A 24,777-nucleotide genomic window follows, 5' to 3' on the forward strand; every position below is an offset into this window, starting at 1 on the left:
GATGGACACGCTGGCCGACCTGGTGGCGAAGGCGACCGGCGTGTCCATCGGGTGTTCGCCCGGCGTCATGAGCAACCCCCGCGAGAGCGCCCCCTGTCCGTCTCCGCCGGGCATGGACCCCAGCAGGCCGGCGCGCAGCAGAGACGACTTGCCGCTTCCCGACGCGCCGAACACGCCGACCACGGGCAGCCGGCCGGCCAGTTCGCGCAGCCGGTCGACCAGGCGGGAACGGCCGAAGAACCACTCCGCGTCCTCCGGCTGGAACGCCATCAGCCCCCGGTACGGGCAGTCGCCCGTCCGCCGCTCCGCGGCCGGGTCCGGGGCCAGGGCGGGGAGGAGGTCCTCGTCCCCGCGGAGCATCGCCTCGTGCAGACGCCGGAGCACGGGGCCGGGCTCGATGCCGAGCTGGGCGTTCAGGAGGTCGCGGGCCCGGCGGAAGACCTCCAGCGCCTCGGCCTGACGCCCGGACCGGTACAGCGCGAGCATGAGGTGCCCGTGCAGGCTCTCCCGGTACGGATGCTCCTCGACGAGGCCGGCGAGCTCGGCGGCCACCTCGGCGTGCCGTCCCAGAGCGAGCTCGGTCTCGGCCAGCCGCTCGTACACGGTGAGCCGCGACTCCTCGAGCCGCCGGGCCTCGTCGGCGACGAACGGGCAGTCGGCGAACTCCGCGAACGCCGGCCCCCGCCACAGGTCCAGCGCCGCGCGCAGCCGGTCTCCGGCGGTTTCGAGGTCGCCCTGCTCAAGGGCCGCGCTCGCCTGTGCGGTGAGGCCGCGGAACCGTGCCGCGTCGAGCGCGTCGGTGACGATCGCGTACCCGCCGGGACGCCCGGGCAGGACGTGGGCGCCGTACTCCCGCCGCAGCTGGTGGATGTAGAGGTGGACGTTGCGCCGCGCGGACGCCGGCGGCCGGTCGCCCCAGACGGCGGCGATCAACCAGTCGACGGACACGGGCTGGCCCGCTCTGGAGAGCAGCGCGGCCAGGGTGAGCCGGAGTTTCGGCGCTCCGCCGACGGGGGTCAGGCGGCCATCGCGGGAGACGCTGAGCGGCCCCAGAACATGAAATTCCACCCAGATTCCGCCTCTGTCCGGACACGGGAGTGCAGAATCCAGGATCACCGCCCGCCCTGTCAACGAGCCGGTAAAGGCCGTGACCACGTCCGGGCCATGCCGTCGCGCGCGCCTTCATCAAGGGCTATACGGCACGTATACCAGCCCGTCCGATGCTCGGTCCGAGCCGCTCGGGCCTCGCCCGGATCCGGCTCCTCGGTCCGCGCCCGCGCACTCCCGAAAACTAAATTTGTCTTGACAGTTCAACTCGTCGGCTGCGAGTCTGGAGCCACGCAAGCGCGAGACAGAGGAGATCCAGATGCGCAAGATCGTCGCCAGCTTCTTCATGTCCCTCGACGGTGTCGTCGAGGCGCCCGACCAGTGGCACTTCCCCTACTTCAGCGAGGAGATGGGCGCGGCCGTCGGCGCACTGATGACGGAGTCCGACGCGATGATGATGGGCCGGGTCACCTACGAGGCCTGGGCGGCCTACTGGCCGGGCAAGACCGACGCGGACGACCCCTTCGCCGGCTTCATCAACAACATCCGGAAGTACGTCGTCTCGTCGACCCTCGACACCGCCGAATGGCGGAACTCCACCCTCGTCGGCGGCGACCTGACCGAGGAGATCACCAAGCTCAAGCAGCAGCCGGGCGGGACCATCGGCATCAGCGGCAGCACGAACCTCGTCCGCTCGCTGATGCGGCACGGCCTGCTCGACGAGCTCCGGCTGCTGGTCCACCCGATCGTGGTCGGCAAGGGCCAGCGGCTGTTCGAGGAGGGCCTGGAGATCCCGATGAAGCTCACCTCCTCGGAGACCTTCCCGACGGGCGTGCTGTCCCTCGCCTACCAGCCCACGGAGAAGTGACCGCCGCGACCGTCCGGGCGTCGGTAGTATCCGGCCACGTGACCGAAGCGCAGCCCGTGATCCGGCAGGTTTCCTCCCGAGTCGTCTACCGCAACGCGTGGATGACCGTACGGGAGGACGCGATCGAGCGCCCGGACGGCTCCCCCGGCCTGTACGGCTACGTGGTCAGGCCCGACTTCGTCCTGATCGTGCCGGAGGAGGACGACGGCTTCCACATCGTGGAGGAGTACCGATACCCCATCGGCCGCCGCTCGTGGAGTTTCCCCCAGGGCATGGCCGAGGCGGACACCCGCGAGGACGAGGCCCGGCGCGAGCTGCTGGAGGAGACCGGGCTCCGGGCCGACCGGCTGCGCCATCTGGGGCGCATGGACAACGCCCACGGGATGACCGACCAGGGGCTGCACGTCTACTTGGCGACCGGCCTCACCAAGGGCGAGCCCCGTCGCGAGCACACCGAGCAGGACATGCGCCAGCGATGGGTGCACCGCACCGAGTTCGAGCAGATGATCCTCGACGGCGCCGTCAGCGACTCGTCGTCCGTCGCCGCCTACATGCTCTGGCGGCTCCGCCGCGCGTGACCGTGTGGCCGTACGGCAGGGCCGTGTCGTTTCTGTACAAGACCCGGGCGAGCGGCGCCGCCTAATCTCCTGTTCGCAGCCACCGCACATGGAAAAGGAGCAGAGGACATGGCCAGGATCGTCTCGAACTTCTTCATCTCCCTCGACGGCGTCGTCGAGTCGCCCGACCAGTGGCACTTCCCGTACTGGAACGACGAGATGGGCGCCGTGGTCCAGGCGGGCATGCAGAACTCGGCCGGCATGCTGATGGGCCGCACGCTGTACGAGGAGTGGTCGGCGTACTGGACGACGACGGACCAGGACCCGGAGATCGCCGCGGCCTTCAACAGCGCCCCCAAGTATGTGGTGTCCAGCAGCCTGGAGAAGGCGGACTGGAACAACACCACCGTCGTCAACGGCGACGTCGCGGCGAGGCTGCGCGAGCTCAAGGAGCGAGTCCAGGGCGGCGACCTCCAGATGTCGGGCAGCGCGACGACCGTGCGGTGGCTCCTCGCCAACGGGCTGCTCGACGAGCTGAACCTGCTCGTCCACCCGATCGTCGTCGGCCACGGGCAGCGGCTGTTCGAGGAGACCCCGACGCACAAGCTGAAGCTGGTCAAGTCCGAGACCTTCAAGACCGGCGTGCTCAACCTCAGCTACGTCCCGGACGCCGGCTGACGGCGCGTCAGGCGTAGTAGCCCTCGACGGGTAGGCGCGCCTCGTCGAAGAGCGCCGGCCCCTCCTGCCGTACGGACGGCGGGCCGGCCGGCGGCTTCAGCGTGGCGAGTTGCTCGCCCGAGAGGGCGAAGACGACGCGGCCGAGCCCGGAGCGCTCGATGGCGCCCGCGCACATGCCGCACGGCTGGCAGCTCGTGTACATGGTGGTCGCGGCCGCGGCGGCCGGATCGAGCTCACGGGCGGCCCAGCGCGCGAGCTTCAGCTCGGGGTGGGCGCTGATGTCCGACTCAGTGAGCGTCGTGTTGTGCTCCTCGGCGAGCACGTCGCCGTCCGGGCCGACCAGCAGCGAGCCGAACGGCGGGTTGCCGCCCGCCCGGGCCAGCGCGGCCAGCTCGATCGCCCTGCGGAGAAACTTCTCGTCGTCGGGGGTCATGAATGCTCCGCTCCTCTGTGTGCGGCGGCCACTGCCTCCAGCATGTGCCACGCCGTCTCGGGATGGTTCGTCTCATCGGGGTCCCCCTGGAAGGGGTCGAGCAGTACGGTCTCGGCGCCCAGGAGGCGCAGCCGTTCCAGGTCGTCCATGACCTGGTCGAGGCTGCCCTCGCCGGCCCGGCGCCCCTCACCGGCCACCGGGGTGCCGGTGAGCCGCAGCAGGATGCGCGGGGCGAACGCGGGGGCGGGGCGTCCCAGGCTCTCCGCGACGGCGGCCAGCCGGTCGATCCGCTCGTCCAGCCAGGGGAGGGTGAACCTCAGCGGGTGCCACGCGTCGCCGAGGAGCACCGCCCTGCGGAGAGCGGCGTCGCTGCCGCCGCCGACCCAGATCGGGATGCGCCCGGCGCCGTAGTCCTCCTCGTCCCGCCAGGCCAGGCGGATCGCCCGCAGGTGCTCGTCGGTCAGCGCCCCCCGCCGTTCGTACGGCACGCCGAGCGCCTCGAACTCCTGCCGCGCCCAGCCGACCCCCACGCCGAGGACCAGCCGCCCCCCGCTCAGCTGCTGGAGGTTGGCCGCCATCCGGGCGGTCAGCAGCGGGTGCCGGTAGGGCACGATCAGCACGGTGGTGCCGAGCCTGATCCTGGTGGTGATCGCGGCGAGCCAGGACAGCGTGGTGAAGGGCTCGTAGAACGGCGCGGGATACTGCTCGGCCACGTCCGGGGTGACCACGACGTGGTCGGAGACCATGAGCAGGTCGAACCCGAGCCCTTCCACCGTCTCGGCCCAGCCGCGCAGCACGTCCGGCCGGGTGCCCGGCCCGAAGTTCGGGACGTTGACGCCTAATTTCACCGGTCCAGCCTATTCAGGTGATCGGGCCGTACGGAAGAAAGAACGCCCTGCTTGAAGGGCGTTCGGCCGTGGATTCCCCGGTATATTCGGCCGATGGCCGAGACTCTTGACGTGACGGACTGGTCCATCCTGGCCGAGTTGCAGCGCGACGGCCGCGTGCCGCTCACCGAGCTGGCCCGGCGGGTGAGCCTCAGCGCCTCCGCGACGACCGAGCGGGTACGGCGGATGGAGGCGGCCGGCGTCATCAGCGGATACCGCGCGGTCGTCGACCTGGAGAAGGCCGGATACGCCGTGCTCGCCGTGGTGCGGCTCAAGTATCCGGGCAGCCGGCACGAGCCGCTGCACCGGCTGCTCGGCGAGCGCATGGAGATCCTGGAGTGCCTGCGCACCACCGGCGACGACTGTTACACGCTCAAGGTCGCCGCGACGTCCATGGCCCACCTGGAGAAGGTGGTGGACGACCTGGCGCAGTTCGGCAGCACCACGACCAACATCGTCTACAGCGAGACCCTGCCGTATCGCGGACCGCAGGCCCCGTGAGGTCCGCGCGGTCAGGCGGCGGGCCTGCTGGCGGGCTTGGTGGCGGGCTGAGCCCTGAAGGAGATGGCCTCCATGAGGGCCTTGTGCTTGGTGTTCTGGAAGGCGGCGACCTTCCATTCGCCGGTCGCCTGGCGGACCACGGTGTAGGTCTGGATCTTCCCGAGCTTGCCGGGCCTGCCCTTGTGGACGTCGCCACGGGTGACGACCAGAGCGGTAGCCGGGGCCGGCGAAGCGGATGCCGACGATCTCACTGGCGAGCCGGGTGCCCTTGAGAAAGCTGCCGAACAGGGCCTGATGCGCGGTGCCGATCTCGGCGGCGCCGACGTACAGAGTGCCGACGTAGGTGATGTAGGTGGCGTCCACGGCTAACTCGGCGCCGTAGGCGGCGCCGTCCCCCGCGTTCCAGGCGGCGGCGAGGCGGTCCAGGACGGCGATGACGGCGGCCGTGTCGCCGGAGCGGACGGCGGTCGCGGGCGCGCTCGCTCCGGCCCGCCGGAAGATCGGCGCAATCGTCCAGGGCTACTCGCCCGAGCAACAGGCCGTCCTGTTCGACTACTTCGCCCGCGCCGCCGAGGCGTACCTGGAGGCCACCACGGAACTCCAGGACAAGCGGACCGACTAGCCGCCGCTCGCGGACGGTTCGGTGTCACGGCTCCCGGGTCAGCGCGGCCGACGCCGCGACGGCGGCGCAGCGGTCCTCGCCGGGAGCCGCCCCGGTGGCGGCGTGCTCCAGCAGCGCCAGGAGAACGCGCCGGTCCTCGGGCGGGAGCCCGGCGAGCAGTTCGTCCTCGGCCCGCGCGACGCGCGCGTCGAGTTCGGCGAGGACACCCCGGCCATGCTCGGTCGGCACGATGCGCCGCGCGCGGCGGTCGGCCGGGTCCTGCCGGCGCTCCACGAGACCGCACCCCTCGAACTTGTCGAGCAGATAGGTCATGACGGTGCGGTCGATGCCGAGGCGGGCGGCGAGCGCGGCCTGCGTCGGCGGGGCCTCGTGGACGACCGCGGAGAGCACCTGGTAGCCGCGCACCCCGTGCGGCAGGTCACGCGAGATGTCCTCGACGCGCGTGCTCCACTCCCTCAGCAGCACGGTCAGGGACCACCCGAGCACGGATCCCTGCGTGGACGGCGTCGGGGTGTCGGTCTGTTCGCGCGCGGTCACACCGTCCACCCTAACCCGGAATACGCTGACTCTCCGATAAGTTGTGCCGCATATAGTCTGTTGGACAGATTACTTCTGCGGAGAGGCCCGGCATGACGGACTACGGCCACGATCTGGCCTTCGGCACGTTCCTCACACCCCAGAACCAGGACCCGCGGGGACCGGTCCGGCTCGCCCAGGTCTCCGAGGCCGCCGGGCTGGATCTCGTGACGTTCCAGGATCATCCGTACCAGCCGGGGTTCCTGGACACCTGGACGCTGCTGTCCTGGGTCGCCGCGCAGACCGAGCGGATCACCGTCTCGGGCAACGTGCTGAACCTGCCGCTGCGCCCGCCGGCGGTGCTGGCCCGGGCCGCGGCGTCGCTCGACCTGCTCTCCGGCGGCCGGTTCGCGCTCGGCATCGGCGCGGGCGCCTTCTGGGACGCGATCGAGTCGATGGGCGGCACCCGCCTGACACCCGCCGAGTCGGTGACCGCGCTGGAGGAGGCGATCGAGATCATCCGCGGTGTCTGGGACGTGCGCGAGCGCCGCATCCTGCGCGTCGAGGGCGAGCACCACCGCGTCGCCGGGGCCAAGCGCGGCCCGGCCCCCGCGCACGACATCCCGATCTGGGTCGGCGCCTACAAGCCGCGGATGCTGCGCCTGGTGGCGCGGGACGCCGACGGCTGGCTGCCCTCGCTCGCCTATCTCAAGGACGGCGACCTGCGGCGCGGCAACGAGGTCATCGACGAGGCCGCCGCGGAGGCCGGGCGCGAGCCGGCGCTGGTGCGGCGCCTGCTGAACATCGGCGGCGCGGTCGCCGAGACCCGCCAGGGCTTCCTCCAGGGGCCGGTCGAGCAGTGGGTGGAGGAGCTGACCGCGCTGGCGCTGGAGGACGGCATCGGCACGTTCATCCTGGGCACCGACGACCCGCGGTTCATCCAGGTGTACGGCGAGGAGATCGCCCCCGCCGTACGCGACGCGGTGGCGCGTGAGCGGGCCGCAACGGGCACCGTCCCCGCGGCCGCCCGCCGCGGAACGGCCGCGATCGCACTGCGCCGCGACGGGATCGACTACGACAAGGTCCCGGCGAGCCTCGCGGCCGGCGCCGTCGAGCCCGGAGACCGCGCGTACGAGTCCGTGCGGCACAACTACCTGCGCGCCGGGTCCCCCGGCCTGGTGCTGCGCCCCCGGACCGTCGACCAGGTCGTGGACGGGCTCGCGTACGCCCGGTCCCAGGACGTGCCGCTCGGCGTACGCTCCGGCGGGCACGGGATCAGCGGCCGCTCCACGAACGACGGCGGCATCGTGCTCGACGTCGGCGCGCTCGACACCGTCGAGGTCGTCGACCCGGCCACGCGCCGGGTGCGGCTGGGCGCGGGCGCGACGTGGGGCGCGGTCGCCGAGGCCCTGTCGCCGCACGGATGGGCGATCAGCTCGGGAGACTACGGCGGCGTGGGCGTGGGCGGCCTCGCGACCACGGGCGGGATCGGCCTGCTCGGGCGCCGATTCGGCCTGACGATCGACCACGTCGTCGCCGCGCAGGTCGTGACCGCCGACGGCCGGGTGCTGCACGCCTCGCGGGAGGAGAACCCCGACCTGTTCTGGGGCCTGCGCGGCGCCGGGGGCAACCTCGGGGTGGTGACCTGGGTCGAGGTCGAGGCGATGGAGCTCGGCGACGTCGTCTTCTCCCAGATGACCCTGGACGCCCGCGACACGGCCGGGCTGCTCGAGCGCTGGGGCGCGGCCGTGGAGAAGGCGCCGCGTGAGCTGACGAGCTTCCTGATCCTGTCCCCGCCGCGCCGCGGCCAGGACGCGGTCGCGCAGCTCATGACGGTCTACGCCGGCGCGGACACCACCACCGCGGTGCACGAGCTGGAGCGGCTCGCCGAGGCCGGCCCGCTGCTGGGGCACCAGGGATACGTGCTGCCCTATTCGGGCGTGGTGCAGCCGGCCGACAGGCACCACACCGGCGGCGGCGACCCCGCCGTACGCTCCGGTCTGGTCACGCACCTGGACGGCGACGTGAGCCGCGCCTTCGAGAGGATCGCACGCTCCGGGCTGTCCTACTTCCTGCAGATACGCGCCACCGGCGGCGCCGCGCACGACCTGGCTCCCGACGCGACGGCCTATCCGCACCGGCACCAGAACTTCCTGCTCACCGCCATGGGCGCCACGCAGCCGGCCCTGAACGCCGCGTGGGACGCCGAGGTCGCACCGTACACCGACGGCCTCTACCTGTCCTTCGACACCGACACCCGGCCCGAGCGGCTGGTCGACGCGTTCGGCGAGGCCAACCTCGCCCGGCTGCGGCAGGTCAAACGTGCCTACGACCCGGACAACGTGTTCCGCGCCAACTTCCCCATCCAACCGGCCGTCGACTGAGCATCGTGCGAGTGATCCGTTCGCCTACTACCCTTCGGACATGGCTGGCCGGAAACCGACCTCGCCCCCGCGGCCGATCGCACCGGGGGACGTCGTGGCGACGTTCTCCGAGTCTCTCGGCGCGTGGACGGCCGCGCAGATCACCGACCTCAACCCGGACTGGCAGACGGCGGGAGTGCTCGAGCTGGACTGGTCGGGGCCGGAACCCGCCTCGGTGGCGGACCTCGGCGAGGTGTCGCCCCTGGTGCTGACGCACGCGAACGCGTTAAAAGGCCCATCTCACTGCAACTACGAGTGGGTCCTTCCGCGCAGCTACAAGGTCATCGGCTCGTTGCCGCTGCTGTGCACCACACCCTCACAGAGCTACTCCATAGGCTGGCGGCTCGGCGACCAGCTCGCTCAGCAGAGGCGCTGGGGCAGAGGCGAGCACGGCCCCTGGCCGGATCCGGGCGAGGTGAGCATCACCACAGGCGCCGACTTCGACCGGATGACGAGCGATCCCGGCGAACCCCGGCGAGACATCCGTCACCTGCGCGTCACACAGGTCGAGTCGCTCGACTGCGATCGGCTCGCCGAGCGCTTTCCCGAGCTGAGGACGCTCTGCCTGTCCGGCGACCTCGGCCTGCTCGTCCACGCGTCGGGTCTCAACCGGCTGGCGTCGCTTCGAGAGCTGTGGATCACCGATCTCTTCGGCATGAGCGCGTCCGATGTTCTGCTGCCCGAACGCGTTCCCACGCTGGAGTTCTTGTGCCTGCGCAGCATCCCGCACGAGTACGCCGTGGCGATGCGGTCGAGATGGCGCCCACAGGTCGCGTACGGCACCTACGTCGACATCACCGCTGCCCGCAAACCCGAATGGGTCGCGGAGAACCGCGGCAACCCGTTGCGCGACTGGGACGGTCGCGAGCAGATCAGCAGTACCTGCTTCAAGAAGGCCGTGGCGCAGTACAGGAAGACGCGGGCGGCACTGATCGCGGCGCTTTCCGACGGCTCTCAGGAGGACCGGCCGGCCCGGCTGTACGAGATCGGCCGCGAGTACGGCGAGGGCTTCAACCTGCTCGATCGCCGGACGGGGTTCATCGAGACCGAGGAACGCGAGGAACTCTTCGCCGCCCTCGACGTCATGGTGAGCGACGCCGAAGAGGCTCTCGGCGTACGGCTCGAATCGGCGGCGGACATGCTCGCGGCCGGCGTGGACGCCGTACGCGACTGGTAGGGCGACTCGCGGCGGGACCTCAGGCCCGTTGGAAGCGGGCCCCCCACTCACGGATCTCGTCGCGCAGTTCGGGCGGGGCGAGGACGCGGAACTCCGCGCCGGCCATCCCCAGTGCCATGGCCGGCCAGTGCAGGGAGTGGGTGACCATCCGGACCCGGCAGCGTTCGGCGTCCACCTCCTCGACCGTGCACCAGTTGCCGATCCGCCCGCGCACCGTGACCGCCGGAGCCTCGACGAGCGCCTCCACCCGGTACGGACGGGGCAGGTTGTCCATGGCGGCGCGGACGAACTCGGCGGCGTCGCCGGTGGGCAGGTCCCGGGGACGGAACCGGGAGCCACTACCTTCGGGCTCGGCCAGCCGGTCGACCCGGAAACTGCGCCAGTCGTGCCGGGTCAGGTCGTACGCGACCAGGTACCAGCGGCGTCCGAGCCGGACCAGCCGGTGCGGCTCGACGTGCCGGTCCGTACGCCGGCCGTCCGCGGGGGTGTAGGCGAAGCGAAGCCGTTCATGGTCCCGGCACGCCAGCGCGACCGTGGTGAGCACGTCCGGGTCGACGCTCGTCGCGGCCTGGCCGTCCCACCCGGCGGGTACGGTCATCGTGCGCAGCGCCTCGACCCGGTGCCGCAACCGGGTGGGCATCACCTGCACCACCTTGGCCAGCACCCGCACCGAGGACTCGGCGATGCCCTCCACCGCCCCCTGGACGGCGGTCTGCAGCCCCACGGCCAGCGCGACCGCCTCCTCGTCGTCGATCACCAGTGGCGGCAGCGCGGCGCCCGCGGCGAGCTGGTAACCACCGTCGACACCGCGCTGCGCCTCGACCGGGTAGCCCAGCTCACGCAGCCGGTCGATGTCCCGGCGCAGGGTGCGTACGGAAACTCCGAGTCGTTCTGCCAGTTCGATGCCCTGCCAGTAGCGGTGAGTCTGAAGGAGGGAGAGCAGCCGCAGCGTCCGCGTGCTGGTGTTCGCCATGGTCGCGATTCTCTCGTCGATTCAGGTCAGGAAGTGACCGTTATGGCTCCTAGCGTGGTCCTCGACCGAGCGGACCAACGGAAGGCAGACGACTGTGACCGTCAACGAGCTGAGCACTCCCGGCCTCACCGGCGCGCCGGCCATCAGCGGTGAGCGCGCGGACATCCTGGCGGCGCTGGCCCAGAGCCGGCACTTCTTGCGCCTCACCACCCGCGACCTGACCGACGAACAGGCCGGGCAGCGGACCACCGCCAGCGAGCTCTGCCTCGGCGGCCTGATCAAGCACGTCACCCTGGTCGAGCGGAGCTGGGCGGACTTCATCTCGAACGGCCCCTCGGCGATGGGCGACGCCACGACCATGACAGAGGCCGACTGGGCCGTGTGGGCCGAGCAGTTCCGGATGCTGCCCGGCGAGACACTCGCCGATCTGCTGGCCGCCTACGCCGAGGTGGCCCGCCGTACGGACGAGCTGGTGGTCACCCTGCCCGATCTGGACGCGGCCCAGCCGCTGCCGAAGGCCCCCTGGTTCGAGGCCGGCGCGCGATGGTCGGCCCGCCGGGTGCTGATGCAGATCGTCTCCGAGACCGCCCAGCACGCCGGCCACGCCGACATCATCCGCGAGTCCCTGGACGGCGCCAAGAGCATGGGCTGACACGCGATCCGAGGACGGGCAGGCCCTGCTCCGAGGGCCTGCCCGAAACTATCCCCGCCATGGCGCGGCTCACCGGTGAGGAAAGCGGTGGCCAGAGAGCAGGAGTGCTGGACCTGATCTGACCGGCGGCCCCGTGGTCGTGCCCCGCCGGCCGCGCTCGGGCGAGACGCGAGGGCTGGTAAGGTGCCGGGCATGGGACTGATCGAAGTGGACAGGGCCTAGCCACCGAACTGCCGGTGGCTTCACTTGTGCGGGGCATCGTCCGTACCAGTGAATGATCGTTTCGCAACGCACGCGCGTGAGTCCGCCCGTCCCGGGCGATGACACCGTCGCGTGATCTCGCCGGCACGTTCGCATCGCACCGGCCTCGATCCCGGGTGCGCGAACGCGCGACCACGACCTGCCGGGTACGCGACCTCCTCCTGCCCGGCGTCCGGGTAGCGGCTCCCCTGCCGCAGGAGCGTGACTCGTGCCCGTTCCGGTCGAACCTCTCGCCCGCGTCGGCACACGGCCCCGTGGCCGGTTGTCCTGCCAGCTACGCCGGCTCCCGCGACCCGTCCACGAAGGCATCGCCATGCCACACCGCGCGGGCGGCGGAAGAGGGAAAGAGAAACACCGGAATGTCTACGAAATCCGCCATCACCCTTCGTGATCTGACCTTCGAGTGGCCCGACGGCACCGTCGCGCTCGCCGGGGTCAACGGCACCTTCGGCACCGGCCGGACCGGACTGATCGGCCGCAACGGCGCAGGCAAGTCCACCCTGCTCCGGCTCATCGCCGGTGACCTGCACCCGACCGCCGGGCAGATCGACGTCGTGGGCGAGGTCGGCTACCTGCCGCAGACGCTCACACTGCGGCAGGACACCACCGTCGCCGAGCTACTCGGCATCCACGGGACCCTCGCCGCGATCAAGGCGATCGAGTCCGGCGACGTCGACCAACGCCACTTCGATGCGATCGGTGACGACTGGGACATCGAGTCCCGTGCCGACGAAGCCCTGCACCAGATCGGATTCTCCGCCGCGGACCTCGACCGCCGCGTCACCGAGGTATCCGGTGGCGAAGGCATGCTCATCGCGATCACCGGGCTGCGCGTCCGCCGCACTCCGATCACCCTGCTCGACGAGCCCACGAACAACCTCGACCGCGCCACGCGCGCCAAGCTTGCCGAGTTCGTCGACCAGTGGCCCGGAACGCTCGTCGTCGTGAGCCACGACCTCGAACTGCTGGAGCACATGGACAACACCACGGAGCTGTACAGCGGCACCCTGGCCACGTTCGGCGGCCCGTACAGCGCATGGAAGGAGCACCAGGAGCAAGAGCAGGCAGCCGCCGTACAGGCCGCTCGTTCCGCTCAGCAGGCGCTCAAGGTCGAGAAGCGGCAACGCGTCGAGGCGGAGACGAAGCTGGCGCGCCGCGAGCGGACGGGGAAGAAGACCCAGAAGGACGGCGGCATCCCGAAGATCCTCGCCGGCAACCGCGCCAGCAAGGCCCAGGCGTCCGCGGGATCACTCCGCTCGACACTCGACGACAAGGTCCAGGCCGCGCAGGCCGCGGTCGACGCCGCGGACGCACGCGTCCGCGACGAGGAGCACATCCATCTGGTGCTGCCCGACCCGGACGTCCCGCGCGGACGGCGGCTGGCGGAGCTGGAGGACGAGGGCCGGACCATCGTGATCCAGGGCCCGGAACGGGTGGCGCTCGTCGGCGCGAACGGTGCCGGGAAGTCCACTCTGATCGAGCAGCTCGTGCGCCGTGCCGGGCCGACGCCCGGGCGACCGCACGGCCGCCTGATGACCGAACTCATCGGTTTCCTTCCGCAGCGCCTGGACGGGCTCGACGAAGACGCCAGCGCGATGGAGAACGTGCGGGCCGTCGCCCCGGACGCGCCTGCGGGCACGATCCGCAACCAGCTCGCGCGGCTGTTGCTCCGTGGTGACAGCGTGGACCGCCCCGTCCGCACGCTCTCCGGCGGGGAGCGCTTCCGGGTCTCGCTCGCCCGGCTCCTCCTGGCCGAGCCGCCTGCCCAACTGCTGATCCTGGACGAGCCGACGAACAACCTCGACATCGCCAGCGTCGGGCAACTCGCCGAAGCCCTCGACGCGTACCGCGGCGCGCTGCTCATCGTCAGTCATGACTTCGCGTTCCTCGAACGGATCGGCGTCGGCACCGTCATCGAACTCGACGGGAACGGACGGATGCACCAGCGCCGGGACCTGGGCGTCTGACCGCGCTGGACCGACCGCGACGACGACCGACGGCCAGGGATCTTTACTCGAACAAGTATGAATATTTGCCCGTACTTGTCCAAATACGTTGATCGCGTCAGAATCAGTTCAGCCTTCAACTACTTGGTTGGAGGGTCACTGCACGGATGAGGAGAGGCATGAAGCGCACCATCTCCGTTCTCGCAGTCGCCGCCGGCGTCCTCGGCGCCACGCTCACCGGCATCAGTCCCGCGTCCGCGGCCTCCCCTGCGGTCGACTGCTCCACGGGCGAGTACACCCGGGTCCTGAACAGCTACGTCCCCACCAACGTCGAGCGGCCGGCGGTGGACGGCCACAGCTACAACATCGGCGGTCCGTTGACGTACACGTACGAGGTCTGCCTCGACATCCCGGACACCTCGACGTTCACCATCGAGGTACGGATCTGGAACAACGGGACACAGAGCGTGTTCGTGGACGACCGGCCCGGAGACAAAATCATCCGCTACTCGCTCGGCCCCAACAGCTTCTGGCAGGTCTACGGCACGATGACGGGGCCCGGCAGCACCTACATCTACTACACCTGGAACGAGAAGCAGACCGTGGCCTGACTCGGAACAGGCCGGCCGCCTCGCTCGGCGAGGTGGCCGGCCCCTGCCGCTTGGGGCGCTTCAGCCCTTGAAGGCGCCGTCCATGATCCCGGCCACCATTCGCCGCCCGACGAAGACGAACAGGACGAGCAGCGGGAGGGTGGCGAGGAAGGAGCCGGACATGGCGAGCCCAAGGTCGATGTTGAAGCTGTTCTGCAGCGCCTTGATCGCGATCTGAACGGTGTACATCTCCGGCGACTTGAGCACCACGAACGGCCACAGGAAGTCGTTCCACGCGGTGACGAAGCCCAGCAGGCCGAGGACGAAGGCGGCGGGGCGTACCAGCGGAAAGGCGACGCGCCAGAAGATCTGCCAGGTCGACGCCCCGTCGATGCGGGCCGCCTGGAGGATCTCGTCGCTGATGGTGGACGATATGTGCTGGCGCATCCAGAAGATCCCGAAGGCGTTGGCCAGGCCGGGGACGATCAGCGCCTGGAGCGTGTCCACCCAGCCCAGCGAAGAGATGATCATGTACTGAGGGACGATGGCGAGCTGGGTCGGCACGGTCATCGTCAGGACGACGATCAGGAACAGCGCGTTGCGGCCGCGGAAGCGCAGTTTGGCGAACGCGAAACCGGCCAGCGCGCACAGCACCGCCTGGCCCACGCCGATCGTCCCGGCCACGACCAGGCTGTTGATGATCGACCGGACGAACGGCACGGTCGAGAACACCAGGCCGGCGAGGTGGAAGAAGTTGCCGCCCGGCACGATCTCGGGCGGCAGCGTCGTCGCCGTCGCGGTGTCGGTGGTGGCGACGATGAACATCCAGTACAGGGGGAACAGGCAGGCGATGGCGGCGAGCGCGAGCAGCGCGTAGGTCCACCATCGGACACGATCGCCGGAGCGTGGTCTCGTCATGCTCATGATCGCCCCCTCAGCCCTTGACCGGGCGGATCCGGGTGGACAGGAAGTAGTTGAGGCCGGCGAACCCGACGACCATCACGAACAGCGCCACGCCGATCGCCGCGGCGTAACCGAACTTGAACTGGATGAACCCCTGCTCGAACAGGAAGAGAGTGAGCGTCTGGCACTGACGGATCGGCCCACAGGTGTTGGCCGCGCCGCGGTTCAGGAGCAGGGCCTCGGTGAAGATCTGCAGCCCGCCGATCGTCGAGGTCACGATCGTGAACACGATGACCGGCCGCAACGCGGGAAGGGAGATGTGCAGGAACTGCCGCACATTTCCGGCCCCGTCGACGGCGGCCGCCTCGTAGATCGCCCGTGGAACGGCCTGCAGGGAAGCCAGGTAGAGGAGCGTCGTGTAGCCGAACCACCGCCAGGTCACCATGACCGCGATCAGCACATGACTGCCCATCACCGACTGGGTGAAGTCGATGTGCTCGAAGCCCATCAGACCGAGCAGCCAGTTCAGCAACCCGTAGTCGCGGTCGAACATCTGGACGAACACGATGGTGGTAGCGGCCACCGAGGTGATGTACGGCACGAGCATCGTCATGCGGAAGAACACCGCGAGGCGCAGCCGCGCGTGGTTGAGCAGGTGCGCGAGCACCAGCGCGACCAGCAACTGCGGCACGGTGGACAGCAGCCAGATGCTCACGGTGTTGCGCGCCGCGTTCCAGAACCGCACGTCCCCGAGCAGCCGGTCGAAGTTGTCCAGGCCGACGAACACGTGCTCGCCGATCGGGTTCCAGTCGAACAGCGCCACGTAGAAGGTGAACAGCAGCGGGATGAGGCCGAACACCGCGAAGAGCACGAAGAACGGGGTGATGTACGCGTAGGGGGCAACGATCTCGGTGAAACCGCGGCGCGCCGCCTTCACCGGCGGAGCGGGGGGCAGGCCCGCCTTGGTGGGGCTGATGCTCGTCGTCACGGTCTGCTCACTTCCCCGCCGCCCGCGCGTGCCGTGGGGACGGCCCGCGCCGGGCGGCGCTCGCGAAGGTTCCTAGCCGCCGATCGCGGTCTTGATGTTGGTCACCGCCGCGTCCCACGCCTTCGCGGGATCACCCTTGCCCTGTTCGACGTTGGTGATGGCGTTCGTGAACTCCGTGCCGATCGTGGTGCTGTCCGGGCCGATGAGGAACGGCTTGAGGCCGAGCAGCGAGTCGGTGTAGATCGTGCCGACCGGTGCGCCGGAGAAGAACTCGTCCTTGGCGGAGGTGAGCTTCGGGTCCTTGTAGACCGACGGAGTCGCGGGCAGCGACCTGGCCTTGGAGAAGTGGTCGAGCTGGCCCTGCGGCGACTGTGTGGCGGCGATGTACTCCCAGGCGGCCTTGGGGTTCTTGGCGCCCTTGGGGATCGCGAGGAAACTGCCGCCCCAGTTGCCCGAGCCGCCGGGGATCGTGGCGATGTCCCACTTGCCCTTGGTGTCGGGGGCGTTGTCGCGGATGGAGCCGAGCATCCAGACCGGTGCGGCGATGACGGCGAAGTCCCCCCTCTTCATCGCGGCGCTCCAGCCCTCGGTGAAGGTGCTCTGCTTGGCGGTGATCCCGGCGGCCACGGCCTTGAGCGCCAGGTCGAAGGCGGCCTTGACCTGGGGGCTCCGTTCGTACACCAGGTTGCCCGCGGGGTCGTAGTACTTCTCCTGCCCCTGGTTGACCACCTGCGAGTAGACGCTCCCGCCGGCGTTGTCGACGAACGCCTTGCCGGTGGCCGCCGTGTACTTCTTGCCGGTCTCGATGAAGGCGTCCCAGGTGGGCCAGAGCTTGCTGACCTCCTCGCGGTCCGTCGGCAGCCCGGCCTTCTTGAACAGGTCGGCGCGGTAGGCGATGGCCATGCCGCCGACGTCGGTCGGGATGCCGATGATCGAGCCGTCCTTGGCCGTGGGCTGGCTGATCACCCAGTCGAGGTAGTCGCCCTTGATCTTGTCGGCGCCCATCGTGCGCAGGTCGACGAAGTTCTGCGGCTGCTGGACGAACTTGGGCAGGTCGTCGCCCTGGATCAGCACCAGGTCGGGCACCTTGCCGCCGGCCAGCGCCGTCGTGAGCGCCTGCGCCGTCTCCTGCGCGTTCCCCACCTCGGTCAGCTTGATCTGGATGTCCGGCCTCTTCGCCTTGTACTCGGCGGCGGACCCCTTCGCGTCGATCCCGGTGAACGACCAGAACTCGAACGACGAGCTGTCCGACGCGCCGGAGGAAGTCCCGGACGACGAGCCTGAGCACGCCGCCATGCTGAGGGCCGCGGTAGCGGCGATCACGACCGCTGAGACGTTGCGAAACTTCACGGCGACCTCTTTTCGCTTGCTGTGGTCAGGGATGTGATGTGCGACCCGGCACCGAGAGAACGCGCTGCGCTCGCCGGGCACCTCCTACGTGTGCAGGACGGCGACGGTGCCGTGCTACTTCACGCTCCGGACCGCGAGCGCCGGACAGTTCAGCACCGCCATGCCGACCCGGTGTTTCACCTGCAGAGCCTTCTGACATCACTCATGCTGATGAAACTTTCGGGATGTCATGTCGATCATTGATCCAGGACACTAGGCCTCTGCCGACCTGAGCGTCAATATTCTTGGGGCCATCTGTCTGAAACAATCGGCGCGCCGGTTTTAAGTTTCGGAAGCCTGACGCCCCTCCACCGAGAAGACGGAAGCGGCCTGCCTGGCAGATCACCGGAACCGAAGGAGAGATCCGGCACCCACATGGATCGGAGACCGCGCCCGGCGAGGACGGGTGATGGCCCGCACTCAAGACGACCTGCGGCTTGAGTCTCGAGTGGCTCGAAGGTGCAGGCTCGTTCTCGTGAGTGACGGAAGAGAGCTTTACACGGTAGGCCAAATCGCTCGGCGCACCGGTCTTTCGGTCCACACCATCCGCTTCTGGTCCGACAGCGGCCTCGTAGTGCCCACCGACCGCTCTACCGGCGGGTACCGACTGTACGACGCCGCTGGCGTGGCCCGGTTTGATCTGGTCCGCACCCTGCGCGAACTCGGCATCGGGCTGGACGCGGTCCAGAAGATACTGGCGCGGCAAACCACGGTGGCCGAGGTGGCCGACATACACGCCCGAGCGCTGGACGCGGAAATCAAGGCTCTCAAGCTTCGCCGCGCCGTACTCCGCACGATCGCCACGCGCGGCGGCACAACCGAGGAGGCGATGATGACGCACAAACTTGCCCGATTGTCCGCGACACAGCGGCAGCACCTCATAGACAAGTTCGTCGAGAACACATTCTCGGGAATCACGCTGGATGACGATGCCAAGGTGGTCGCGCAGTGGATGCGGGAGCTGCCCGATGAGTTGCCGGACGATCCGACGCCGCGCCAGGTCGACGCCTGGATCGAACTGACCGACTTGGTCAACAGCGAAGACTTCCGGCAGCGGCTCCAGCAGATCGCACTGAGCGATGACTCATCGGTCGCAGCGCGCTACGGCTATGAGCTCCGGGCACCGACTCTGGAGCACGCCGGCCGGGCGATAGCCGAATCGATCGCACCGGACTCGGCCGAAGGCCGCGCAGTTCTGAACCACATCATCAAGCCCGATATGCCGAGCAACGAACGCACCGAACTGCAACGGTGGCTTGAGATTGTCGCCGACCCCCAAGTCGAGCGCTATTGGCAACTGATAGCCGTGCTCAACGGGCGCGAGCCCTCTTCACCGGCTGTGCCCGCCTTCACCTGGCTGATCGCCGCTCTTCGCGTCCACAGCCGAGCCGCCCGCCTCCCGTTGTAACCGGCGGGCGCCGTGGCATCCTGCGATGCGCAAAGCGTGCATGCCGCCCCTGGACTCCATCGCGTAGATGCCGTGGCCATGTACTACCTGCCGTGGAACGGCCTCCGCCTGGAGCAGCCGGGCTACCCTGCCCCGGCATCCCCGGCGGAGGCCGTTGTGGTGGAACTTGATCAGTCGACACACATCGCGCTGTGGGTGGACTGGAAGACCCACGTGCCGCCACCCGGAGAGGAATAGACCCCTTGGTTGTAGTAGGTCCCAGGGGTGCAGTCGTGGCCGACCGCGAGGACGGCCTGCCGGGCCCGCTGTTCGGCCGCCGCTATCCCGGCCGCGTAGGTGTTGCCCGCCCCCAGAACAGTGGCGCTGCGGGGAGTGTCATAGCCGTCCGCGTGCGCGGCCATGGGCGTGGTTGCCAGACCGGCCGCCACCACCGCTGAGACGAGGCCCAGCCGGCGGAGCCACGTGACTTTTCGCATGCTTCTCCTTACGAGGAACGGGCATTTGATCGATCGATATAGATTTAGCGCAGATCGATATAGCGGCGGTATTGACCATTTGGTCACAGGAATCTGGCGGCCGTCGTCCTCATGGTGGAGCACATGACTAAGAGTGCTTCCAAGAATTACCCATTGAGTTGATCTTCGATTGCTGGTATGGGCCGGTTTGCCCGTCCACACTCGATGGCGTAGTTCCACTGCGTGAAAGGTATGCGAGGCAAGGGGAACAGCGGTCAGCTCGTCGTCGATAACCGTGACCAGATCGGGGTAGACGCCGCCGTCCAGCCACGCCGACGGCCGGGCCGGTCTTCAGTGGTCGTGGGCGCGAGCAGCTCGAGGATGGCATGGTTGGCGACCAGCGCTCGCCTCACCGTTTGATTCGTCCCCCCTGCCGGAGGTGAACAACACCTCCGGCCACGTACACGGCTTCAGACAGAACGAGCTGTTTCCAGGCCACCGCAGCCGAATCCAGATAATCGGTCTTCAGGAAATACCGACCCATGAAAGCAGCCCCAAATGCCTTGACCTGCAGATCAAACTTTCCGGGACTTCCAGAACCATCGAATTATGCGGAACGCGGCTATTAGGGTCGCGCTGTATCGCTCGTTGGCGTCTGCATCGTCGATCGCCCCCGCCACGTACGGTGATCGGCCACGATGAGGCGACCGCGGGAGCGGTTGGGGTGCGACGGCCCGGAGTCCCGCCGACGGCCGGGACCGGCGCACCCGAGCCGATGGTGATGCGCGACGACCGGCTGGAACAGGTCGCCGCACCCACCGCGCACGGCTCGGCACCCTGCGCGGCGGCACACCCCGAACACGCCGGCACCCGCCGCGAGTACGTCGAAACCGTCGGCGCCTACCGCAACCGCGAAGCCGGCTTCCGGGTCGCCTCTCTTATCGTCGTGGCTGCTGGTCAGCGTCGCGCTTCGCCGGCTGTGGCGCAGAGTCCTCCACGAAGCGAGGACGGCAGGCGAACCACCCGGCGATCACCCCTGGGATGGCGCTCGCAGCGAGCACCAGGAGCGGGATCGACCATGATCCGGTCGCCTCGCGCAGAAGGCCCAGACCGATCGGGCCCAAGCACGCCAGCCCATAGCCGATGCCCTGAACGAAGCCCGACACTGCAGAGGCTGTCTGCGGGCTCTTGGTTCGACGGTTGATGAGGGTCATGCAGAGCGGGAAGGTGCTCACCCCGATTCCCAGCGCGCACACCCATGTCAGCGTGCCGTCGAGCGGGGACAGGAGCAGGCCCAGGTATCCCGCTACCAGGAAGATCGCGCATCCGACGACCACGATGAACGGGTTCACCATGCGCGTGGCCAGGTGTGGAACCACCAAGGCCGCGAGCATGCCCCATGCCGAGTAGAACGCGACCATGGAGCCGCCCAGGGCCGCGCTGCCTCCTGCGTCGGTGAGCACTGCCGGGACCCACGTGATGATCCCGTAGTTGGACAGCGACATCATCGCGAAGAGGATCACCAGGCCCCAGACGGTTGATGATCGGCTGATCCTCGGTCCCGCATCGGTCGCCGTCACGGCCGCGGGCGCGTGGTGATCGGCGGGCAGCTTGACTGCCAGGACGAACCAGACCACAGCAGCCACAGCAGCCGGTCCCGCCCAGATACCCACCGAGAGCCGCCACGTCGCCGCTTCTGCCACCGGGACCGCGAGGAGCGGGGCGCTGAACTGGCCCGTCTGCAGGAGGATCAGGTAAAGCGACGTCCACAGGGCCAGCCGATCGGGGAACCAGGCCTTCACCAACGGAACGACCACGACGTTCGCGGCTCCGATTCCGGCCAGTGCCAGCACGGTCGAAAGCACCAGCAACGAGGGCGTCGGAGAGAAGGCGCGCATCAGGAGCGACAGTGCCGTCAGGCCCAGCGCCACAGTGGCCGTGCGCTCGAGTCCGAACTTTTTCGTCACCGCTGGGGCGAGGAACCCGAAGATGCCGAAGGACGCCGCCGGCACAGTGCCGAGCAGGCCGGACAGCGTCACCCCGAAGCCGAGATCGGATCCGATGATCTCCAGGAGCGGCGTGAACCCGGTCACGGCCGTTCGCAGGTTGACCGCTGTCAGGGCGATGGCTAGTCCGGCCCACAAGGTCAGACGCCCACGATGCATCGGAACGACCGGTGCGGAGAGCGATGTCACGTTATACTCCGGTGTAAGGTCAGCAGATGATGGGATTATGGGATGAGTTACGGAGATTCTGGCACGCCACAGTCGATGCGTCGAGTGGGGCTCATCGAGCAGGCCGCCGAGCGCTTCCGCGAGGAGGTGGTCTCCGGACGCTGGCCGGTCGGTGAGCGAATACCGACCGAGGCCGCACTGGTGTCGGAGTTCGGGATCGGTCGGAACACGGTGCGCGAGGCACTGCAGTCGCTGGTGCACGCAGGTCTGCTGCGCCGTGAGCAGGGCCGCGGCACCTTCGTCATCTCCAGCTCCGAGCTGACAGGCACTCTTGAACGTCAGCTCGCCGGTGGCACCCGTCGCCACTACCTGGAACTACGCCTTAGCCTCGACAGCGCCGCAGCGTCACTGGCCGCACTGAATCGCTCGGATGCCGACGTCGAGCTGCTGCGCGAGCTGCGCGACCGTCGAGAAGCGAGCTGGTCGACCGATGATCTCGACCTGCGAGCGAGCGCGGACCTCGCCCTGCATCACGCGATCGTGGCGGCGACGCACAACCCTCTCTACGTCAAGCTGTACTCCAGCATGCTCGACGTCTTCGCTGCTCACATGCGCGACGAGAAGAGCGAGGACGAGGACGCGGCACACCGGCACCACCACGAGCTGGTCGAGGCGATCGCGGACGGGGACGCCGACCGTGCTGCCGCGAAGGTGGTTGCCATCTTCAAACCCTTCATGCGCTGAATCAGCAATCGCCTCCCCCGCTCGGGCGAGGCGTCTCCGACGATGACGATGCCCCGCAACGCGAAGCACTGCAGGCCGATGATCGTGCTGACATACTCCTGAGATCTGCCGCGCGGCCTCCAGGTCGCCGGCGGTTGCGGGACGCCGGCCGGGGTCGTATCCACACGGGCTCCACGGCCTATGCCACGCAGACGGACGCCGACCGCGCACTCACGCTCGTCGAAGCGCAGATGATCTCAGGGGAGTGGACGGACCCCGATCGCGGCGAAGTCCTGCTCGGCGAGCATGCCCTTACCTGGATCGAAGTGCGGCCGGGCCTGCGGCTCAAGACGGTCGAGCTCTACACCCGGCTCCTTGAGCGACACATCGTTCTCGGCCTCGGTGAGGTGCCGGTAGGCAAGCTCACCACAGCGCTCGTCCGCTCATGGCGTGCCGCCCTCATAGACGAAGGCGTTTCGGTGTCCACGGCCGCCAAGGCATGTCGCCTGCTGCGAGTCGTCGGGTACGGCGGGGCTTATCACTCCTGGCGGTCGGTTGAGCAGCGGCACCCGGTCTCCGACATGGAGCGCCGGTCTCAGCGCCGCACGTAGGCGGCCGACACCTGCGCCGCGCCGCAGGACGATCCGGTTGGTCCGACGTCAGTCGGTGAGATCGGCGATGGCTCGCAGCGCCGCGATGTGCCTCGCGTACGCCGCCTTCCCCTCGTCCGAGAGTGACAGCCACGTACGCGATCGCCGGCCGACGCGCCCCTTTTCGACGTGGACGTAACCCGCCTTCTCCAGCAGCGCCACCTGTTTGGAGAGCATCGCGTCGCTGATTTCCACACTGTCTCGCACTGCGGCGAACTCAGCGTTCGCGAGGCCGCGCCCTGATCTCTCGTCTGCCGATCAGGGCTTCCAGCTCAGCCGGCTACGGCGACAGCTCGTGGCTCCTCTCTCGGAGTCGAAGGCCCCGGGGTTCGCGGCAGCCACCCCAAGGCCTTCTTGGTTCTCGTCTCCTGTTCGCATCCCTGCTCGGGTGCGGCTGGCGTCGGCGCGGCCGGGAGCGGCCCGGAGAGGCCGCAGCCTACGTCCTGGTCCTCGTGCTCCGGCTTTGCCTGGGTGAGGTGCTCGGGCTCCGCCGGGAAGATGTGGATCTGGACCGGGCGGAGATGACGATCGGCCGGCAGATCCAGCGAGTCAACGGCAAACTCCTGCACCGCGAAACGAAGACACAGGCTTCCGATGCCACTTTGCCCTTCCCGGACATCGTCACCGCGGCTCTGCGGGTGCGTCTCGCCGACCATCGTGCGGCCCGCGCTGAGCGACGCCGTAGGCGCCCTTGACTTGGCGGACTTGGCGGGCACGTCCGGAACATTTGGCTAGCGAGGAGGACGAAGGCCATCGAATCGATAGCGAAAGATCTTTTCTTACTCAGGCATGGGCCCTGGCCTGCTCATCTCGCTGTTTTTGGTCGATTGGCGATGAGATCATTTCGAGCGCTATCCGGATCTTGCCAGAGCTGTGAACCTTCCCTGTCGGCACTGCCGCCTCCGACAGCCCTCGGCCCCGCCGCACGACAGAACGCATGTGATCAGTAATTGATCAGTGACGGTGAGTGATGACATGGTGCTCGCATCTCGATCAACTCTCTTCGGAGGCAAACCATGCTTGCTCACCGTCTGCTCGCCGTCGCCGTCATCTCCGCCGCAGTGGGTGCGATCACCACCGTGCCCGCCATGGCCTCGGTTCACCAGCAGGCCGTCCGCCCGGCCCGGGTCGGCCCCCCGGCGTGCGTCGACGTCAGCAACAACCGCGGCAACGGTACCCAGATGTACCTGTGGGAGTGCCAGAACAACAACTCCAACCAGAAGTTCGTCTTCCAGAACGGCCTCATCAAGGTGGAAGACACCATCGGTAAGGCCCAGGAGATGTGTCTGGACGCCTCCAACGGCCGCGCCAACGGTACCCGCGTGTACCAGTGGCAGTGCCTCGGAAACGCCAACCAGCTCTGGGTCCTCCAGAGGGGCCAGATCATCCTCAAGTCCACCCTCAACACAGGCAACCGCATTTGTCTGGACGTCACCAACAGCCGTGCCAACCTCTCGCCGGTCTACCTGTGGCAGTGCGTGCCGAACAACAACCAGAAATTCGTGATCGACGACGGCCAGATCGTGGTCAAGGACACCCTCTCTTGAGTTCTGGTCACCGATCGTCGTGCCGCAACAGTACGGCGGCGGCGCGCCCGTAGTCGGCGGGTGCGGCTTGGTACGGCGAGCGGATCGGGCACGCGACGGGCACGGAAGAGCGCGAGCCGATCAACGATCGAAGCCCAGGTGGGGAAAATAGTCCCTGGCCTGGGCTTTCGAGTTGGTGGAGCCTAGTGGATTCGAACCCCTGACCTCCCGCTTGCAAACGGGAGCCGGTCACTACGTGGGGCCCCCGTCTTCCTACTCAGGCGGCAGATGCCGGCGGCAGCAGAACACCCGCATTAGGACAGAGGCTGGGTGATTGGGCGGTGCACACTTGACTGGTGTCGGCGTACGCCTGAACGTCTCAACCTCGTACAGGTGAACGTGCTCAGTTGGTGATGCGCTGACCACGGGA

General features: G+C 68.7%; 25 protein-coding genes and 2 pseudogenes. 14 read left to right on the forward strand and 13 right to left on the reverse strand.

Annotated features, from left to right (window positions below):
- Nucleotides 1-1,068: BTAD domain-containing putative transcriptional regulator (locus AB0J39_RS19830; protein WP_363466622.1), on the reverse strand; the 1,068-nt coding region annotated here is incomplete at its 3' end.
- A gap of 298 nt (nucleotides 1,069-1,366) precedes the next feature.
- Here AB0J39_RS19830 and AB0J39_RS19835 point away from each other — a divergent pair.
- The 3 genes from AB0J39_RS19835 to AB0J39_RS19845 all read left to right on the forward strand — a co-directional run bounded on the left by AB0J39_RS19835 (nucleotide 1,367) and on the right by AB0J39_RS19845 (nucleotide 3,150).
- Complete coding sequence (locus AB0J39_RS19835; RefSeq protein WP_363466625.1) at nucleotides 1,367-1,915, forward strand: dihydrofolate reductase family protein; 549 nt, start codon at nucleotides 1,367-1,369, stop codon at nucleotides 1,913-1,915.
- 38 nt (nucleotides 1,916-1,953) lie between these two features.
- Nucleotides 1,954-2,493, forward strand: a complete 540-nt coding sequence (locus AB0J39_RS19840; protein WP_363466628.1) for an NUDIX hydrolase — start codon at nucleotides 1,954-1,956, stop codon at nucleotides 2,491-2,493.
- 108 nt (nucleotides 2,494-2,601) lie between these two features.
- Nucleotides 2,602-3,150, forward strand: coding sequence for a dihydrofolate reductase family protein (locus AB0J39_RS19845; RefSeq protein ID WP_363466631.1), 549 nt, complete (start codon nucleotides 2,602-2,604; stop codon nucleotides 3,148-3,150).
- Nucleotides 3,151-3,157: 7 nt separating this feature from the next.
- Here the strand turns inward: AB0J39_RS19845 and AB0J39_RS19850 are convergent, their stop codons facing one another.
- Nucleotides 3,158-3,583 (reverse strand): nucleoside deaminase, encoded by a 426-nt coding sequence (locus AB0J39_RS19850; protein WP_363466634.1) that lies wholly within the window; start codon nucleotides 3,581-3,583, stop codon nucleotides 3,158-3,160.
- On the reverse strand, nucleotides 3,580-4,431 hold the full coding sequence (locus AB0J39_RS19855; RefSeq protein WP_363466636.1) for an LLM class flavin-dependent oxidoreductase: 852 nt from the start codon (nucleotides 4,429-4,431) through the stop codon (nucleotides 3,580-3,582). Before AB0J39_RS19855 ends, AB0J39_RS19850 begins: the two co-directional genes overlap by 4 nt.
- Nucleotides 4,432-4,524: 93 nt before the next feature.
- On the opposite strand from AB0J39_RS19855, the gene AB0J39_RS19860 reads away from it, so the two are divergent.
- Nucleotides 4,525-4,971 (forward strand): Lrp/AsnC family transcriptional regulator, encoded by a 447-nt coding sequence (locus AB0J39_RS19860; RefSeq protein ID WP_363466638.1) that lies wholly within the window; start codon nucleotides 4,525-4,527, stop codon nucleotides 4,969-4,971.
- Between the two features lie 11 nt (nucleotides 4,972-4,982).
- Here AB0J39_RS19860 and AB0J39_RS19865 read toward each other — a convergent pair whose 3' ends face one another.
- Both AB0J39_RS19865 and AB0J39_RS19870 read right to left on the reverse strand, forming a co-directional pair.
- Complete coding sequence (locus AB0J39_RS19865) at nucleotides 4,983-5,222, reverse strand: hypothetical protein (RefSeq protein ID WP_363466641.1); 240 nt, start codon at nucleotides 5,220-5,222, stop codon at nucleotides 4,983-4,985.
- Between the two features lie 25 nt (nucleotides 5,223-5,247).
- Nucleotides 5,248-5,481, reverse strand: a pseudogene (locus tag AB0J39_RS19870) (hypothetical protein); the annotation flags it as partial.
- Between AB0J39_RS19870 and AB0J39_RS19875 the strand changes: the two are divergent.
- Nucleotides 5,405-5,593 (forward strand): hypothetical protein, encoded by a 189-nt coding sequence (locus AB0J39_RS19875; RefSeq protein ID WP_363466643.1) that lies wholly within the window; start codon nucleotides 5,405-5,407, stop codon nucleotides 5,591-5,593. The pseudogene AB0J39_RS19870 and the gene AB0J39_RS19875 sit on opposite strands and share 77 nt — an antisense overlap.
- A gap of 24 nt (nucleotides 5,594-5,617) precedes the next feature.
- Here AB0J39_RS19875 and AB0J39_RS19880 read toward each other — a convergent pair whose 3' ends face one another.
- Nucleotides 5,618-6,130, reverse strand: a complete 513-nt coding sequence (locus AB0J39_RS19880) for a MarR family winged helix-turn-helix transcriptional regulator (protein WP_363466646.1) — start codon at nucleotides 6,128-6,130, stop codon at nucleotides 5,618-5,620.
- Nucleotides 6,131-6,222: 92 nt separating this feature from the next.
- Here AB0J39_RS19880 and AB0J39_RS19885 point away from each other — a divergent pair, with 92 nt between their 5' ends.
- Entirely contained in the window at nucleotides 6,223-8,493 is a 2,271-nt protein-coding gene (locus tag AB0J39_RS19885) for an LLM class flavin-dependent oxidoreductase (RefSeq protein WP_363466649.1), read from the forward strand.
- 40 nt (nucleotides 8,494-8,533) lie between these two features.
- Nucleotides 8,534-9,709: a hypothetical protein gene (locus AB0J39_RS19890; RefSeq protein WP_363466652.1), complete on the forward strand. Its 1,176-nt coding sequence runs from the start codon at nucleotides 8,534-8,536 to the stop codon at nucleotides 9,707-9,709.
- A 19-nt stretch (nucleotides 9,710-9,728) separates the two neighbouring features.
- Here AB0J39_RS19890 and AB0J39_RS19895 read toward each other — a convergent pair whose 3' ends face one another.
- Nucleotides 9,729-10,682, reverse strand: a complete 954-nt coding sequence (locus AB0J39_RS19895) for a YafY family protein (protein WP_363466655.1) — start codon at nucleotides 10,680-10,682, stop codon at nucleotides 9,729-9,731.
- 94 nt (nucleotides 10,683-10,776) lie between these two features.
- Here AB0J39_RS19895 and AB0J39_RS19900 point away from each other — a divergent pair, with 94 nt between their 5' ends.
- The 3 genes from AB0J39_RS19900 (at nucleotide 10,777) to AB0J39_RS19910 (ending at nucleotide 14,152) form a co-directional block, all read left to right on the forward strand.
- Entirely contained in the window at nucleotides 10,777-11,334 is a 558-nt protein-coding gene (locus AB0J39_RS19900; protein ID WP_363466657.1) for a DinB family protein, read from the forward strand.
- 620 nt (nucleotides 11,335-11,954) lie between these two features.
- Complete coding sequence (locus AB0J39_RS19905; protein WP_363466660.1) at nucleotides 11,955-13,562, forward strand: ABC-F family ATP-binding cassette domain-containing protein; 1,608 nt, start codon at nucleotides 11,955-11,957, stop codon at nucleotides 13,560-13,562.
- A 158-nt stretch (nucleotides 13,563-13,720) separates the two neighbouring features.
- Nucleotides 13,721-14,152, forward strand: a complete 432-nt coding sequence (locus tag AB0J39_RS19910) for a hypothetical protein (RefSeq protein ID WP_363466663.1) — start codon at nucleotides 13,721-13,723, stop codon at nucleotides 14,150-14,152.
- A gap of 60 nt (nucleotides 14,153-14,212) precedes the next feature.
- Here AB0J39_RS19910 and AB0J39_RS19915 read toward each other — a convergent pair whose 3' ends face one another.
- From AB0J39_RS19915 to AB0J39_RS19925, 3 genes are all read right to left on the reverse strand, one after another.
- On the reverse strand, nucleotides 14,213-15,055 hold the full coding sequence (locus tag AB0J39_RS19915) for a carbohydrate ABC transporter permease (protein ID WP_363466666.1): 843 nt from the start codon (nucleotides 15,053-15,055) through the stop codon (nucleotides 14,213-14,215).
- Between the two features lie 10 nt (nucleotides 15,056-15,065).
- Entirely contained in the window at nucleotides 15,066-16,022 is a 957-nt protein-coding gene (locus tag AB0J39_RS19920; protein WP_363466669.1) for a sugar ABC transporter permease, read from the reverse strand.
- A gap of 72 nt (nucleotides 16,023-16,094) precedes the next feature.
- Nucleotides 16,095-17,372, reverse strand: a complete 1,278-nt coding sequence (locus tag AB0J39_RS19925; protein ID WP_363466672.1) for an extracellular solute-binding protein — start codon at nucleotides 17,370-17,372, stop codon at nucleotides 16,095-16,097.
- Nucleotides 17,373-17,886: 514 nt separating this feature from the next.
- On the opposite strand from AB0J39_RS19925, the gene AB0J39_RS19930 reads away from it, so the two are divergent.
- Entirely contained in the window at nucleotides 17,887-18,819 is a 933-nt protein-coding gene (locus AB0J39_RS19930) for a MerR family transcriptional regulator (protein WP_363466674.1), read from the forward strand.
- Nucleotides 18,820-18,989: 170 nt separating this feature from the next.
- On the opposite strand, the gene AB0J39_RS19935 is transcribed toward AB0J39_RS19930, so the two are convergent.
- Nucleotides 18,990-19,295, reverse strand: coding sequence for a hypothetical protein (locus AB0J39_RS19935; RefSeq protein WP_363466677.1), 306 nt, complete (start codon nucleotides 19,293-19,295; stop codon nucleotides 18,990-18,992).
- Between the two features lie 917 nt (nucleotides 19,296-20,212).
- Nucleotides 20,213-21,469: an MFS transporter gene (locus AB0J39_RS19940; protein WP_363466679.1), complete on the reverse strand. Its 1,257-nt coding sequence runs from the start codon at nucleotides 21,467-21,469 to the stop codon at nucleotides 20,213-20,215.
- An 84-nt stretch (nucleotides 21,470-21,553) separates the two neighbouring features.
- On the opposite strand from AB0J39_RS19940, the gene AB0J39_RS19945 reads away from it, so the two are divergent.
- Nucleotides 21,554-22,192 (forward strand): FCD domain-containing protein, encoded by a 639-nt coding sequence (locus AB0J39_RS19945; protein WP_363466681.1) that lies wholly within the window; start codon nucleotides 21,554-21,556, stop codon nucleotides 22,190-22,192.
- Between the two features lie 134 nt (nucleotides 22,193-22,326).
- Nucleotides 22,327-22,782, forward strand: a complete 456-nt coding sequence (locus tag AB0J39_RS19950; RefSeq protein ID WP_363466684.1) for a hypothetical protein — start codon at nucleotides 22,327-22,329, stop codon at nucleotides 22,780-22,782.
- A gap of 48 nt (nucleotides 22,783-22,830) precedes the next feature.
- On the opposite strand, the pseudogene AB0J39_RS19955 reads toward AB0J39_RS19950, so the two are convergent.
- A pseudogene (locus AB0J39_RS19955) lies at nucleotides 22,831-23,034 on the reverse strand (transcriptional regulator); the annotation flags it as partial.
- Nucleotides 23,035-23,837: 803 nt separating this feature from the next.
- On the opposite strand from AB0J39_RS19955, the gene AB0J39_RS19960 reads away from it, so the two are divergent.
- Entirely contained in the window at nucleotides 23,838-24,368 is a 531-nt protein-coding gene (locus AB0J39_RS19960) for an RICIN domain-containing protein (protein WP_363466686.1), read from the forward strand.
- Nucleotides 24,369-24,777: the final 409 nt, after the last annotated feature.

Origin of the sequence: Microbispora sp. NPDC049633, assembly GCF_040675265.1 — a bacterium.
GTDB classification, from domain to species: Bacteria; Actinomycetota; Actinomycetes; order Streptosporangiales; family Streptosporangiaceae; genus Microbispora; species Microbispora maris.

What these genes read in the sequence shown, in the direction of transcription:
- AB0J39_RS19915 (WP_363466666.1), bottom strand. Translation starts at nt 15,055, where the DNA reads ATGAGCATGACGAGACCACGCTCCGGCGATCGTGTCCGATGGTGGACC.
- AB0J39_RS19835 (WP_363466625.1), top strand. Translation starts at nt 1,367, where the DNA reads ATGCGCAAGATCGTCGCCAGCTTCTTCATGTCCCTCGACGGTGTCGTC.
- AB0J39_RS19895 (WP_363466655.1), bottom strand. Translation starts at nt 10,682, where the DNA reads ATGGCGAACACCAGCACGCGGACGCTGCGGCTGCTCTCCCTCCTTCAG.
- AB0J39_RS19935 (WP_363466677.1), bottom strand. Translation starts at nt 19,295, where the DNA reads ATGCGAAAAGTCACGTGGCTCCGCCGGCTGGGCCTCGTCTCAGCGGTG.
- AB0J39_RS19960 (WP_363466686.1), top strand. Translation starts at nt 23,838, where the DNA reads ATGCTTGCTCACCGTCTGCTCGCCGTCGCCGTCATCTCCGCCGCAGTG.
- AB0J39_RS19845 (WP_363466631.1), top strand. Translation starts at nt 2,602, where the DNA reads ATGGCCAGGATCGTCTCGAACTTCTTCATCTCCCTCGACGGCGTCGTC.
- AB0J39_RS19885 (WP_363466649.1), top strand. Translation starts at nt 6,223, where the DNA reads ATGACGGACTACGGCCACGATCTGGCCTTCGGCACGTTCCTCACACCC.
- AB0J39_RS19910 (WP_363466663.1), top strand. Translation starts at nt 13,721, where the DNA reads ATGAAGCGCACCATCTCCGTTCTCGCAGTCGCCGCCGGCGTCCTCGGC.
- AB0J39_RS19860 (WP_363466638.1), top strand. Translation starts at nt 4,525, where the DNA reads ATGGCCGAGACTCTTGACGTGACGGACTGGTCCATCCTGGCCGAGTTG.
- AB0J39_RS19905 (WP_363466660.1), top strand. Translation starts at nt 11,955, where the DNA reads ATGTCTACGAAATCCGCCATCACCCTTCGTGATCTGACCTTCGAGTGG.
- AB0J39_RS19850 (WP_363466634.1), bottom strand. Translation starts at nt 3,583, where the DNA reads ATGACCCCCGACGACGAGAAGTTTCTCCGCAGGGCGATCGAGCTGGCC.
- AB0J39_RS19875 (WP_363466643.1), top strand. Translation starts at nt 5,405, where the DNA reads ATGACGGCGGCCGTGTCGCCGGAGCGGACGGCGGTCGCGGGCGCGCTC.
- AB0J39_RS19890 (WP_363466652.1), top strand. Translation starts at nt 8,534, where the DNA reads ATGGCTGGCCGGAAACCGACCTCGCCCCCGCGGCCGATCGCACCGGGG.